This window comes from Pseudomonas putida (assembly GCF_028682395.1).
Taxonomy (GTDB): Bacteria; Pseudomonadota; Gammaproteobacteria; order Pseudomonadales; family Pseudomonadaceae; genus Aquipseudomonas; species Aquipseudomonas putida_AB.
Genome location: NZ_JANHLC010000008.1, coordinates 35047 through 47240, shown reverse-complemented (window position 1 = coordinate 47240; position 12194 = coordinate 35047). Strand labels below are relative to the sequence as shown.

Genomic DNA, 12194 nt, shown 5'->3' with positions numbered 1-12194 from the left:
CCCCATGGGAGGCGACCGCGGGTCTCAGCTTCAGGCCTTGGCGCGGTCGAGCAGGTACTGGGTCAGCAGGGGCACAGGCCGGCCGGTGGCGCCCTTGTCCTTGCCGCCGCTGGTCCAGGCGGTCCCGGCGATGTCCAGGTGAGCCCAGTGGTATTGCTTGGCAAAGCGCGAGAGGAAGCAGCCGGCCGTGATGGCGCCGCCTTTCGGGCCGCCAATGTTGGCGATATCGGCGAACGGGCTGTCCAGTTGCTCCTGGTACTCATCGAACAGTGGCAACTGCCAAGCGCGGTCATCGGCCAGCTGGCCGGCGTTGAGCAACTGACCGATCAGTTCGTCGTTATTGCCCATCAGGCCGGTGGTGTGGGAGCCCAACGCGACCATGCAGGCGCCGGTCAGGGTGGCGATATCAATCACCGCCTGGGGCTTGAAGCGTTCGGCGTAGGTCAGGGCATCGCACAGCACCAGGCGGCCTTCGGCGTCGGTGTTGAGGATCTCCACGGTCTGGCCGCTCATGGTCGTGACGATATCGCCAGGGCGGCAGGCGCCACCGCTCGGCATGTTCTCGGCACAGGCCAGCAGGCACACCAGGTTGACCGGCAGCTTGAGTTCGAGCACCGCGCGCAGGGTGCCGAACACGCTGGCCGCGCCCCCCATGTCGTATTTCATCTCGTCCATGCCGGCGCCCGGTTTGAGGCTGATGCCACCGGTGTCGAAGGTAATGCCCTTGCCGACCAGCACATAGGGCTTCTCGGACTTCTTGGCGCCTTGATAGCTCATGACGATCAGGCGTGGCGGCTGGTCGCTGCCCTGGCCCACGGCATAGAACGCGCCCATGCCCAGTTCCTTGATCTTCTTCTCGTCGAGGATCTCGACTTTCAGGCCCTTGTGCTCCTTGCCCAGGTTCTTGGCCTGTTCGGCCAGGTAAGTCGGGTGGCAGATATTGGGCGGCAGATTGCCCAGGTCGCGGGTCAGGGCCATACCGCTGGCGATGGCCCGGGCGTGGCTGACGGCGCGTTCGACTTCGGCCTGGGCGGCCTTGATGGTCAGCAGGGTGACTTTTTTCAGGGCGCGGGGTTCGGCTTTCTGGCTTTTGAAGCGATCGAAGCTGTACTCGCCATCGAACAGGCTTTCAGCCAGCAGGCGGGTCTTGCCATAGCTGTCGCGACCCTTGACCACCAGTTCATCCAGGGCCAGCACCGCATCGCTGCCGCCCAGGCCCTTGAGGGTGTTGAGGAGGCCGGCGACAATCTTGCGAAACGGCCGGTCGCCCAGTTCAGCGTCCTTGCCTGTGCCGACCAGCAGCACGCGTTCGGCCTTGAGGTTGGGCAGGCTGTGCAGCAACAGGCTCTGGCCGACCTTGCCGGCCAGGTCGCCGCGCTTGAGTACGGCACTGATCGCGCCACCGCTAAGTTCATCGAGGGTCTTGGCCACGGCGCCGAGCTTGCGGTCTTCGCCAACGGCGACGACCAGGGTGGCGGTCTTCAACGATTCTGGGTTGACGCTTTTTACAACCAATTCCATGTCCGGATCCCTGAATGAGTAGTCGATGCGCCGGGGTGGGCCGTGCGCTGGAAAAAGGCCTGGCGGCAGGCTCGCCCGCCCATGGCAAAGGCCGCAGTTTGAACCTCGCCGCAGGCCACTGACAACCCTGGATTACAGCTTTGCCGCGTCGTTGGAGCAAGCGCAGTGACAGGCGCGGCCAATCGCAGGATAATGCCCCATCTTTTTTCGGTGGCCCGTCTCCACGGGCCGACTCGATATGCTTGAGTGTCCGGCCATTCGCGCTTGGCAACCCTGGAGTGTCCGGTTTGATTGTCTTTCGTTATTTATCCCGTGAAGTTCTGGTGACCTTGAGTGCAGTGAGTGCTGTGCTGCTGGTCATCATCATGAGTGGGCGCTTCATCAAGTACCTGGCGCAAGCCGCCTCGGGGATGCTCGATCCCAGCTCGCTGTTCCTGATCATGGGCTTTCGTCTGCCAGGCTTCTTGCAGGTCATCCTGCCTTTGGGCCTGTTCCTGGGGATTTTGCTGGCCTATGGCCGGCTCTACCTGGAAAGCGAGATGACCGTGCTTTCGGCTACCGGCATGAGCCAGCAGCGTTTGCTGGGCATGACCTTGGTGCCGGCGACACTGGTTGCGCTGGTGGTCGCCTGGTTGAGCTTCAGCCTGGCGCCGCAGGGGGCGACGCAATTCTCCCTGCTGATCAACAAGCAGGACGCGCTGACCGAGTTCGACACCCTGGTGCCGGGGCGCTTCCAGTCATTGCGCGATGGCACTCGGGTGACCTACACCGAGGAGTTGTCCGAAGACCGGACCCGCCTGGCCGGCGTGTTCATTTCCGAAAAACGTATTTCCCAGGACAAGAGCAAGGATCGCGGGATTTCCGTGCTGGTGGCCGAAAAAGGTCGTCAGGAGATACGCCCCGATGGCAATCGCTACCTGATTCTGGAAAACGGCTACCGCTATGACGGTAACCCGGGCCAGGCCGATTACCGTGCCATCAAGTACGAGACCTATGGCGTGCTGCTGCCCAAGCCGGATGTCAGCGATGAAGTCACCGACCGTGACGCCATTCCGACCCTGGACCTGATCGGCAAGGACGACAACCGCTCGCGGGCCGAGCTGCAATGGCGGGTGTCGCTGCCGATCCTGGTGTTTATCGTGACCCTGATGGCCGTGCCACTGTCGCGCGTCAATCCGCGCCAGGGGCGCTTCCTCAAACTGCTGCCGGCGATTCTTCTTTATATGGGTTACCTGACCATTCTGATTTCCGTACGTGGCGCCATGGAGAAGGGCAAGGCCTTCGGCGCCCTGGGTGTGTGGTGGGTGCACGCGCTGTTCCTGCTGGTCGGCCTGGGGCTGCTGTACTGGGAGCCATGGCGCTTGAAGCTGGCGAGTCGTCGTAGCGCGCGGGAGATGGCCCATGGTTAAGCTCGATCGCTACATTGGCCGCAGCGTGCTGTTTGGCATCGTCGCGGTGCTGGGGATTATTTTCGGCCTGGCCTCGTTGTTCGCCTTTATCGATGAAATGAGCGACATCAGCGACACCTATACCTTTATGGATGCCCTGGCCTACGTGATGCTCACGGCGCCGCGGCGTATCTACGACATGCTGCCGATGGCTGCGCTGATCGGCTGCCTGATCGGCCTGGGCAATCTGGCCAGCAACAGCGAACTGACCATCATGCGCGCCGCTGGCGTGTCCATCGGTCGGATCGTCTGGGCGGTCATGAAACCGATGCTGGTACTGATGGTGGTCGGTGTGCTGATGGGCGAGTACGTGGCGCCAGTCACGGAAACCCTGGCCCAGGCCAATCGCTCCCTGGCCCAGGGCGGCGGTTCGGCGCAGAGTTCCAAGCACGGTCTGTGGCATCGCCAGGGCGAGGAGTTCATTCACGTCAACTCGGTCCAACCCAGTGGCATGCTCTTGGGCGTGACCCGTTATCGGTTTGACGAGCAGCGCCATATGCTCTCTTCGAGCTTCGCCAAGGAAGCGCGTTTCGAGCAGGATCACTGGCAACTGAGCGATGTGGCGACCACCGTGTTCCACCAGGACAGGACCGAGGTCATCAGGACGCCGCAGGAGCGCTGGGATATTGCCCTGAGCCCACAGCTGTTGAGTACGGTGGTGATGGCCCCGGAGTCGTTGTCCATTACCGGATTGTGGGGCTATATCCACTACCTGGCGGATCAGGGGCTGAATAACGGCCGCTACTGGCTGGCGTTCTGGGTCAAGGTCCTGCAACCACTGGTCACGGCAGCCCTGGTGCTGATGGCGATCTCGTTTATTTTTGGTCCGCTGCGCTCGGTAACCCTGGGGCAGCGCCTGTTTACCGGCGTGCTGGTCGGTTTCAGTTTCCGTATCGCCCAGGATCTGCTGGGGCCATCGAGCCTGGTATTCGGTTTCTCGCCGCTGTTTGCGGTGCTGGTGCCGGCCGGTATCTGTGCGCTGGCCGGGTTCTGGCTGTTGCGTCGGGCCGGCTGATCGCCCGGGAAACACAGGCTGTACAGGCTAAAAAGCCCTGGTCCGATGACCGGGGCTTTTTACGTCCGGGCGGGGCCGGCTTGCAAACGTGACGCCCGGCACGGGTATCAGGTACAATTCCCGGCTATTTTTCGGCGGGCAGTCTGCCCGCAGCCTTTTTGAGTGTTGACCCGTGAGTGATTTGAGTCATATCCGCAATTTCTCCATCATCGCCCACATTGACCATGGCAAGTCGACTCTGGCCGATCGGTTTATCCAGATGTGCGGCGGCCTGGCCGAGCGCGAAATGGAAGCCCAGGTGCTGGACTCCATGGACCTCGAGCGCGAGCGCGGGATCACCATCAAGGCTCACAGCGTTACCCTGTATTACAAAGCCAAAGATGGCGTGACCTACCAGCTGAACTTCATCGATACCCCGGGCCACGTCGACTTCACCTATGAAGTCAGCCGTTCCCTGGCGGCCTGTGAAGGCGCGCTGCTGGTGGTCGATGCCGGCCAGGGCGTAGAAGCCCAATCCGTTGCCAACTGCTACACCGCCATCGAGCAAGGCCTCGAAGTGATGCCGGTGCTGAACAAGATCGACCTGCCTCAGGCCGATCCGGAGCGGGTCAAGGAAGAGATCGAGAAGATCATCGGTATCGACGCCACTGACGCCGTGACCTGTAGCGCCAAGACCGGCCTGGGTGTCGATGAGGTGCTCGAGCGCCTGGTCACGACCATTCCGGCGCCGACCGGCAATATCGAAGATCCGCTGCAAGCGTTGATCATCGACTCCTGGTTCGACAACTACCTGGGCGTTGTTTCCCTGGTTCGCGTGCGCCACGGCCGCGTGAAAAAAGGCGACAAGATCCTGGTCAAGTCCACTGGCAAGGTGCACTTGGTCGACAGCGTGGGTGTCTTCAATCCGAAGCACACCGCCACCGCCGACCTGAAAGCCGGTGAAGTAGGCTTTATCATCGCCGGCATCAAGGACATTCACGGTGCGCCGGTCGGCGACACCCTGACGTTGAACTCGACGCCCGACGTCGATGTTCTGCCGGGCTTCAAGCGTATTCAGCCGCAAGTGTATGCCGGCCTGTTTCCGGTCAGCTCCGATGACTTCGAGGATTTCCGCGAAGCCCTGCAGAAGCTGACCCTGAACGACTCGTCGCTGCAGTACACCCCGGAAAGCTCCGACGCGCTGGGCTTCGGCTTCCGCTGCGGCTTCCTCGGCATGCTGCACATGGAGATCATCCAGGAGCGCCTGGAGCGCGAGTACGACCTGGACCTGATCACCACGGCGCCGACAGTAATCTTCGAGCTTCTGCTCAAGACCGGCGAGACCATCTACGTCGATAACCCGTCCAAGCTGCCGGACCTGTCGTCGATCGAAGACATGCGCGAGCCGATCGTGCGCGCCAATATCCTTGTGCCTCAAGAGCACCTGGGTAACGTCATTACCCTGTGCATCGAGAAACGGGGCGTGCAGCATGACATGCTGTTCCTCGGCTCCCAGGTGCAAGTGACCTACGACCTGCCGATGAACGAAGTGGTCCTGGACTTCTTCGATCGCCTGAAGTCGACCAGCCGTGGTTATGCCTCGCTGGATTACCATTTCGATCGCTATCAGTCGGCTAATCTGGTCAAGCTGGACGTGCTGATCAACGGCGAGAAGGTCGATGCCCTGGCCTTGATCGTGCATCGTGACAACGCACACTACAAAGGCCGTGCGCTGACCGAGAAGATGAAGGAACTGATCCCACGGCAAATGTTCGACGTGGCAATCCAGGCCGCCATTGGCGGGCAGATTGTGGCGCGTACAACCGTCAAGGCTCTCAGAAAGAACGTACTGGCCAAATGCTACGGTGGTGACGTTAGCCGTAAGCGCAAGCTGTTGGAAAAGCAGAAGGCCGGTAAAAAACGCATGAAGCAAGTGGGTAACGTGGAGATTCCACAGGAAGCCTTCCTTGCAGTGCTCAGGTTGGATAGTTAGGTCCTATGTCACTAAATTTCCCGCTGTTGCTGGTTATCGCCGTTGCCCTGTGCGGTCTGTTGGCGCTGCTTGATCTGGTCTTCCTGGCGCCGCGCCGGCGCGCGGCCATTGCCCAGTATCAGGGCAGCGTCAGCGAGCCTGATATTGAGACGGTCGAAAAGCTCAACAAAGAGCCACTGCTGGTTGAATACGGCAAGTCGTTCTTTCCGGTGCTGTTTATCGTGTTGGTGCTGCGCTCGTTTCTGGTCGAGCCGTTCCAGATTCCATCGGGTTCGATGAAGCCGACCCTGGAAGTGGGTGACTTCATTCTGGTCAGCAAGTTTTCCTACGGGATCCGCTTGCCAGTGATCGACAAAAAAATCATCGATATCGGCGAGCCTGCGCGCGGCGATGTCATGGTGTTTCGCTATCCAAGTGATCCGAACGTCAACTACATCAAGCGTGTAGTCGGCCTGCCGGGTGACGAAGTGCGCTACACCAGCGACAAGAAGCTGTTCGTCAACGGCCAGCCGATTGCCGAGCAGTTGGTCGGCTCCGAGCCCGGTGCGCTGGGGACTGCCGAGCTCTACCAGGAGAAGCTGGGTGAAGCCGAGCACATGATCCGCAAGGAAATGAGCCGCTACCGCTCGCCGCCGGACAGCCAGTGGGTCGTACCGGCAGGTCACTACTTCATGATGGGTGACAACCGCGACAACTCCAACGATAGCCGCTACTGGGATGACCCAAGTATTCCCAAGGCGCTGCACGGCATGGTTCCCGACAAAAACATCGTCGGCAAGGCCTTCGCGGTCTGGATGAGCTGGCCGGAACCCAAACTCAGCCACCTGCCTAATTTCTCGCGGGTTGGCCTGATCAAGTAACCCATGACGGCGCTGTGAACACAGCGCCGAATGCGTTTCTGGGACTTGGCAATAGAGATCGACTATGACATTTACCCGTAACGAGAAAGGCCTTTCTTTTGTTGGCTGGCTACTGGTCCTGGCATTGCTTGGCTTGAGCGTCAATCTGGCGATGAAGCTGGTGCCGCACTATCTCGATTACCTGTCGATGAAGAAAATCATCGCTTCGGTCGGTACCGACCGAGCGACGGGCGTCAGTACCGTCGACGACTTCTATCAGTATGTCGCCCGAGGCATGAAGCTCAACAATATTCAGGATGTGGATTTGAACAAAGCGTTAAGCGTGACATTGGAGAACAATCGGTTTCTCGCGCACTTGAGCTACGAGGCGCGTGAACCCTTGATCAAGAACATCGACCTGCTGGTCAAATTCGACCAAGACTTCAGCGTGGTCAAACCGTGAGCGTCTCTTTAAGCCGTCTCGAGCGTCAGCTCGGCTATACCTTCAAGGATCAGGAACTGATGATCCTGGCCCTGACCCACCGCAGTTTCGCCGGGCGCAACAACGAGCGCCTGGAGTTCCTCGGTGATGCCATCCTCAATTTTGTCGCCGGTGAAGCCTTGTTCGATCGCTTCCCGCAGGCCCGTGAAGGGCAGCTGTCGCGCTTGCGTGCGCGGTTGGTGAAAGGCGAAACCCTGGCGGTGTTGGCCCGTGGCTTCGATCTGGGTGAATACCTGCGCCTGGGCTCCGGTGAGCTGAAAAGTGGCGGTTTTCGCCGCGAGTCGATCCTTGCCGATGCTCTGGAGGCGTTGATTGGCGCCATCTACCTGGACTCGGGCATGGACGTGGCACGTGAGCGCGTCCTGGCCTGGTTGACGTCCGAGTTCGAGAGCCTGACGCTGGTCGACACCAATAAAGACCCCAAGACCCGCCTGCAGGAATTTCTGCAATCGCGTGGTTGCGAGCTGCCGCGTTACGAAGTGGTGGATATCCAGGGTGAACCGCATTGCCGGACCTTCTTCGTCGAATGCGAGATCACCTTACTGAATGAAAAAAGCCGAGGTCAGGGTGTGAGCCGTCGTATTGCCGAACAGGTAGCGGCCGCTGCAGCACTGATTGCCCTGGGCGTGGAGAATGGCCATGACTGATTCAACTGCAACTCGCTGTGGCTATGTCGCCATTGTCGGCCGCCCGAACGTGGGCAAGTCGACGCTGCTCAACCATATCCTCGGGCAAAAGCTTGCGATCACTTCGCGCAAGCCCCAGACCACTCGCCACAATATGCTGGGCATCAAGACCGAGGGCGCGATCCAGGCGATCTACGTCGATACCCCCGGTATGCACAAGGGCGGCGAGAAGGCCCTGAACCGCTACATGAACAAAACCGCCTCGGCTGCCTTGAAGGACGTTGATGTGGTGATCTTCGTGGTCGATCGTACGCGCTGGACCGAAGAGGACCAGATGGTCCTCGAGCGTGTGCAGTACGTCGAAGGGCCGCTGATCGTGGCCTTGAACAAGACTGACCGGATCGAAGACAAGGCCGAACTGATGCCGCACCTGACCTGGTTGCAGGAGCAGTTGCCCAATGCCCAGATCGTGCCGATTTCCGCACAGCACGGCCATAACCTCGACGCGCTGGAAGGGCTGATCGCCCAGCATCTGCCGGAGAACGAGCACTTTTTCCCGGAAGACCAGATCACCGACCGCAGCAGTCGCTTCCTGGCTGCCGAACTGGTGCGCGAGAAAATCATGCGTCAGTTGGGTGCGGAATTGCCGTACCAGATCACCGTGGAAATCGAAGAGTTCAAGCAGCAGGGCAAGACGCTGCATATCCATGCGCTGATCCTGGTCGAACGTGATGGCCAGAAGAAAATCATCATTGGCGACAAGGGCGAGCGCATCAAGCGTATCGGCACCGAAGCGCGCAAGGATATGGAGCTGTTGTTCGACTCCAAGATCATGCTCAACCTGTGGGTCAAGGTTAAGGGCGGCTGGTCCGATGACGAACGCGCCCTGCGTTCGCTCGGTTACGGCGACCTCTAACCCGTTCAGGGTTGCCGGCGTGTCTCGCCTGGCAACCCTCTGGTTGCGGCCATCGGTAGGTCCCTCGGCACTTCCAGCAGGCCGCGGCCGTGCTGACAGGTCCAGGTTTCGATTTCGCCAGAGAATGCCTGATGTCCAGTTCCGCGCCTCCCGGTCAACTCGCCTATGTGCTGCACAGCCGTGCCTATCGGGAAAGCAGTGCGCTGGTGGATTTCCTTACGCCCCAGGGCCGCCTGCGCGCGGTCTTGCGCAGTGCGCGCGGCAAAGCCGGGACCCTGGCGCGGCCGTTTGTGCCGTTGGAAGTCGAGTTTCGCGGACGCGGGGAATTGAAAAACGTCGGGCGCATGGAAAGCGCTGGGCTATCGACCTGGCTCAATGGCGAAGCGCTGTTTAGCGGCCTCTATCTCAATGAATTGCTGATTCGCCTACTGCCGGCCGAAGACCCGCATCCCGCCGTCTTCGAGCACTATGCGGCGACCCTGTTGGCCTTGGCCGAAGGGCGTGCCCTGGAGCCCTTGCTGCGTTCGTTCGAGTGGCGCCTGCTGGATGACCTGGGCTACGGTTTTGCCCTGAGCCAGGATATCCATGGCGACCCGGTCGCTGCGGATGGCATGTATCGCCTGCAGGTCGATGCTGGGTTGGAGCGGGTCTATCTGTTGCAACCCGGCTTGTTTCAGGGGGTGGAACTGCTGGCCATGGCCGAGGCGGACTGGAGCGCCGCCGGCGCGCTGTCGGCGGCCAAGCGCTTGATGCGTCAGGCCCTGGCGGTGCATCTGGGCGGTCGGCCGCTGGTCAGTCGCGAGTTGTTTCGAAAGCCCTGAATTCCCCGTGTATGCTGTGCGCCGAATCCTCAACTCTTCAGGAGAGTGTCCGTGACCAGCTGCAATCGTATTCTTCTCGGCGTCAACATCGACCACGTCGCCACCCTGCGTCAGGCCCGGGGGACGCGTTATCCCGATCCGGTCAAGGCCGCGCTGGATGCCGAAGAAGCGGGCGCTGACGGCATTACCGTGCACTTGCGCGAAGATCGCCGGCATATTCAGGAGCGCGATGTCCTGCTGCTCAAGGATGTGCTGCAAACGCGGATGAACTTCGAGATGGGCGTGACCGAGGAGATGCTGGCCTTTGCCGAGCGTATTCGTCCGGCCCATGTCTGCCTGGTACCGGAAACCCGCCAGGAATTGACCACCGAAGGCGGCCTGGATGTGGCCGGCCAGGAAGCGCGGATCAAGGCGGCCGTCGAGCGGCTGGCGCTGCTGGGTTGCGAGGTTTCGCTGTTTATCGATGCCGATGAGCGGCAGATCGAAGCGTCCAGGCGAGTCGGTGCGCCAGCCATCGAGCTGCACACCGGGCGTTATGCCGATGCCCAGACCCCGACCGAAGTGGCCGATGAGTTGCAGCGCATTGTCACGGGCGTGGCCTGTGGCCTCGACCAGGGGCTGATCGTCAATGCCGGCCACGGCTTGCACTACCACAACGTCGAAGCGGTTGCGGCGATCAAGGGAATCAATGAGCTGAATATTGGCCATGCCCTGGTCGCGCACGCACTGTTCGTAGGCTTCAAGGCCGCGGTGGCAGAGATGAAGTCATTGATTCTGGCAGCCGCCAGGTCCGCTTGAGCTGCTTATAGGGGCGAGCCTGCTCGCTCCTATAGCAAGATGGGTATTGCGAGGGCTTAGAGCTTGGACGGGTCTTCGGAGGGCTTGGTCTTGTCCACGCCTGGCACATGCAGTTTGCCTTCGATCGCCTGGCTGCCTTCGAGCTGCGGTTGGGTCACCCAGGTGAGAATGTCGTAGTAGCGGCGGATGTTGGCGACAAAGTGCACCGGCTCGCCGCCCCGGGCGTAGCCGTAGCGGGTCTTGCTGTACCACTGCTTCTGGGCCAGGCGTGGCAGCATCTTCTTCACGTCGAGCCATTTATTCGGGTTCAACCCTTCTTTTTGCGCCAGCTTGCGGGCGTCATCCAGGTGCCCGCCGCCTACGTTGTAGGCTGCCAGTGCAAACCAGGTGCGATCCGGCTCTTCGATCTTGTCGTCGAGTTGGCTCTTGATCAGTGCCAGGTACTTGGCGCCGCCCTTGATGCTTTGCTTGGGGTCCAGGCGGTTGGACACACCCATGGCCTGGGCGGTGTTCTGAGTCAGCATCATCAGCCCGCGCACGCCGGTCTTGGAGGTGACCGCGGGTTGCCACAGGGATTCCTGGTAGCCGACGGCGGCCAGCAAGCGCCAGTCGAGCTTTTCTTCCTTGGCGGCGTCCTTGAAGAACTTTTCGTACTTGGGCAGGCGCTGCTGCAGATGCTGGGCGAAGGTGTAGGCGCCGACATAGCCAAGTACATCCACATGCCCGTAATAGCGGTCTTTGAGGCGCTGCAGGGTGCCATTCTTCTCGACCTTGTCGAGGAAGTCGTTGATTTCGTTGAGCAGGCTGTTGTCTTCCCCGGCGGCGACGGCCCAACGCTGGTTGCGCGCATTGCCGAGGTCGAAGGCGACCCGCACATTGGGGAAATACACCTGGTTCATCGCCACTTCATTGGAGTCGACCAGGGTCAGGTCAATCTGTCCTTCGTCGACCATACGCAGCAGGTCTACCACCTCTACGGCGTCGGACTCTTCGTATTCGATGCCGGGGTACTGCAACTTGAGCTCGGCGAGCTGATCCGCGTGGCTGCTGCCTTTGAGCACGGTAATGCGCTTGCCCACCAGATCGGCCGCAGTGGTCGGGCGCGATTGGCCATTGCGATAGATGATCTGTGGGGTGACTTCCAGATAGGGGTGGGAAAAGCGCGCTTCTTGTCTGCGCTTCTCGCTCTCGACCAGGCCGGCGGCAGCGAGTACCGGGCCGTTGGGCTTGCCTAACTGGGTAAAGAGGTCATCGAGATTGTCGGCGGTTTCGATCTTCAGCTCGACGCCCAGGTCATCGGCAAAGCGCTTGACCAGCTCGTATTCGAAGCCGGTTTCGCCATTGCGATCCTGGAAGTAGGTGGCCGGGCTGTTACGGGTAATCACCCGCAGCACGCCATCCTCCTTTACGCGCTCGAGTGTGCTGGGTTTTTCAACGCAGGCACCGAGCATCAGGAAGAGTCCGGTAGCGATAAGCCATTTGGCGCAGCGCGGACGTAAAGCCGTATGGGAAAACATCCGCGCAGTATACGCAAAGGACCACGACCGCCATATCTCGACAGATGAAGGCCGCTCTGCTAGGAATTGCCCATTGTGTGCAGAAGCCTCTGCAACGGGCTTTTTAGAGGGCCTGCAAGCCCCTAAATAACCGGGGGTAAAGGCCTTGATGGCAATTTAGAATAAGACGCCGTCCGTCGGGCGATATGTGGCGCATGCGTTACATACCGTTTCGGATGC

At 60.5% G+C, this 12194-nt stretch carries 11 protein-coding genes; 9 read left to right on the top strand and 2 right to left on the bottom strand.

What is annotated here, in order from left to right:
• Positions 1 to 30: 30 nt before the first annotated feature.
• Positions 31 to 1521, bottom strand: coding sequence for a leucyl aminopeptidase (locus NPS46_RS18440; RefSeq protein ID WP_274109655.1), 1491 nt, complete (start codon positions 1519 to 1521; stop codon positions 31 to 33).
• A gap of 287 nt (positions 1522 to 1808) precedes the next feature.
• Between NPS46_RS18440 and lptF the strand changes: the two genes are divergently transcribed.
• The 9 genes from lptF (at position 1809) to pdxJ (ending at position 10458) form a co-directional block, all read left to right on the top strand.
• Positions 1809 to 2930 carry an LPS export ABC transporter permease LptF gene (lptF, locus tag NPS46_RS18435; protein WP_274109653.1) on the top strand — a complete coding sequence of 374 codons (1122 nt, stop codon included), beginning with the start codon at positions 1809 to 1811 and terminating at the stop codon, positions 2928 to 2930.
• The gene (gene lptG / locus NPS46_RS18430; protein ID WP_274109651.1) at positions 2923 to 3984 is read left to right on the top strand and encodes an LPS export ABC transporter permease LptG; all 1062 of its coding nucleotides are present in this window, start codon (positions 2923 to 2925) and stop codon (positions 3982 to 3984) included. The genes lptF and lptG overlap by 8 nt, the downstream gene beginning before the upstream one ends.
• A gap of 172 nt (positions 3985 to 4156) precedes the next feature.
• On the top strand, positions 4157 to 5956 hold the full coding sequence (lepA, locus tag NPS46_RS18425) for a translation elongation factor 4 (protein WP_274109649.1): 1800 nt from the start codon (positions 4157 to 4159) through the stop codon (positions 5954 to 5956).
• Positions 5957 to 5961: 5 nt separating this feature from the next.
• A complete protein-coding gene (lepB, locus tag NPS46_RS18420) occupies positions 5962 to 6816 on the top strand; it encodes a signal peptidase I (protein WP_274109647.1) in 855 nt (284 codons plus the stop codon).
• 64 nt (positions 6817 to 6880) lie between these two features.
• The gene (locus NPS46_RS18415; protein ID WP_274109645.1) at positions 6881 to 7258 is read left to right on the top strand and encodes a DUF4845 domain-containing protein; all 378 of its coding nucleotides are present in this window, start codon (positions 6881 to 6883) and stop codon (positions 7256 to 7258) included.
• Positions 7255 to 7944: a ribonuclease III gene (rnc, locus tag NPS46_RS18410; RefSeq protein ID WP_274109643.1), complete on the top strand. Its 690-nt coding sequence runs from the start codon at positions 7255 to 7257 to the stop codon at positions 7942 to 7944. Before NPS46_RS18415 ends, rnc begins: the two co-directional genes overlap by 4 nt.
• Complete coding sequence (era, locus tag NPS46_RS18405) at positions 7937 to 8839, top strand: GTPase Era (protein ID WP_274109641.1); 903 nt, start codon at positions 7937 to 7939, stop codon at positions 8837 to 8839. The genes rnc and era overlap by 8 nt, the downstream gene beginning before the upstream one ends.
• A 131-nt stretch (positions 8840 to 8970) precedes the next feature.
• Positions 8971 to 9660, top strand: coding sequence for a DNA repair protein RecO (gene recO / locus NPS46_RS18400; RefSeq protein ID WP_274109640.1), 690 nt, complete (start codon positions 8971 to 8973; stop codon positions 9658 to 9660).
• Between the two features lie 51 nt (positions 9661 to 9711).
• On the top strand, positions 9712 to 10458 hold the full coding sequence (pdxJ, locus tag NPS46_RS18395; RefSeq protein WP_274109638.1) for a pyridoxine 5'-phosphate synthase: 747 nt from the start codon (positions 9712 to 9714) through the stop codon (positions 10456 to 10458).
• Positions 10459 to 10514: 56 nt separating this feature from the next.
• Here pdxJ and mltF read toward each other — a convergent pair whose 3' ends face one another.
• Complete coding sequence (gene mltF / locus NPS46_RS18390) at positions 10515 to 11975, bottom strand: membrane-bound lytic murein transglycosylase MltF (RefSeq protein ID WP_274109636.1); 1461 nt, start codon at positions 11973 to 11975, stop codon at positions 10515 to 10517.
• Between the last annotated feature and the right edge of the window lie 219 nt (positions 11976 to 12194).

What these genes read in the sequence shown, in the direction of transcription:
- NPS46_RS18440 (WP_274109655.1), bottom strand. Translation starts at nt 1,521, where the DNA reads ATGGAATTGGTTGTAAAAAGCGTCAACCCAGAATCGTTGAAGACCGCC.
- lptG (WP_274109651.1), top strand. Translation starts at nt 2,923, where the DNA reads ATGGTTAAGCTCGATCGCTACATTGGCCGCAGCGTGCTGTTTGGCATC.
- lepB (WP_274109647.1), top strand. Translation starts at nt 5,962, where the DNA reads ATGTCACTAAATTTCCCGCTGTTGCTGGTTATCGCCGTTGCCCTGTGC.
- NPS46_RS18415 (WP_274109645.1), top strand. Translation starts at nt 6,881, where the DNA reads ATGACATTTACCCGTAACGAGAAAGGCCTTTCTTTTGTTGGCTGGCTA.
- era (WP_274109641.1), top strand. Translation starts at nt 7,937, where the DNA reads ATGACTGATTCAACTGCAACTCGCTGTGGCTATGTCGCCATTGTCGGC.
- recO (WP_274109640.1), top strand. Translation starts at nt 8,971, where the DNA reads ATGTCCAGTTCCGCGCCTCCCGGTCAACTCGCCTATGTGCTGCACAGC.
- mltF (WP_274109636.1), bottom strand. Translation starts at nt 11,975, where the DNA reads ATGTTTTCCCATACGGCTTTACGTCCGCGCTGCGCCAAATGGCTTATC.